Consider the following 537-nt stretch of genomic DNA (forward strand, 5'->3'; position numbering starts at 1 on the left):
GGAACAGTGGGTGAACTTTATATAGGAGGTATCGCATTAGCACGAGGATATTTAAATCAACCGGAATTAACAAAAGCATCATTTATTCCACACCCATTCAAGAATAGCTCAAATGATAGATTATATCGGACCGGTGATTTAGTTAAATATTTACCTGATGGAAATATAGAATATATAGGAAGAGCTGATAAACAAGTTAAGATTAGAGGGTTTCGGATTGAGTTAGGTGAAATTGAAACAATATTAGGAAAACATCCAGACATTAAAGAAGTTACTGTGGTAGCGCAAGAAGATACATTTGGAGATAAAATCTTAGTAGCCTATATTGTAGGTGAAGGAGATGTACAAGAGTGGAGAAAACATGTAGAGGTACATCTTCCAAATTATATGGTACCGGCTCATTTTATCAAGATAGAATCATTGCCGTTAACTGTTAATGGGAAGGTAGATAAAAATGCTTTACCCGCATGGGATTCTATTATACAAACGAGCGATGGATATATAGCACCTCGGAATAGAGTAGAGAGAAAATTGGTA

General features: G+C 35.4%; 1 protein-coding gene. It reads left to right on the forward strand.

Annotated features, from left to right (window positions below):
- The coding region (locus GFJ36_RS28855; RefSeq protein ID WP_157349861.1) for an AMP-binding enzyme at positions 1-537 on the forward strand (537 nt) is incomplete at both ends.

Source organism: Bacillus sp. EE-W1, from assembly GCF_009760835.1.
In the GTDB taxonomy this organism is placed as follows: domain Bacteria; phylum Bacillota; class Bacilli; order Bacillales; family Bacillaceae_G; genus Bacillus_A; species Bacillus_A wiedmannii.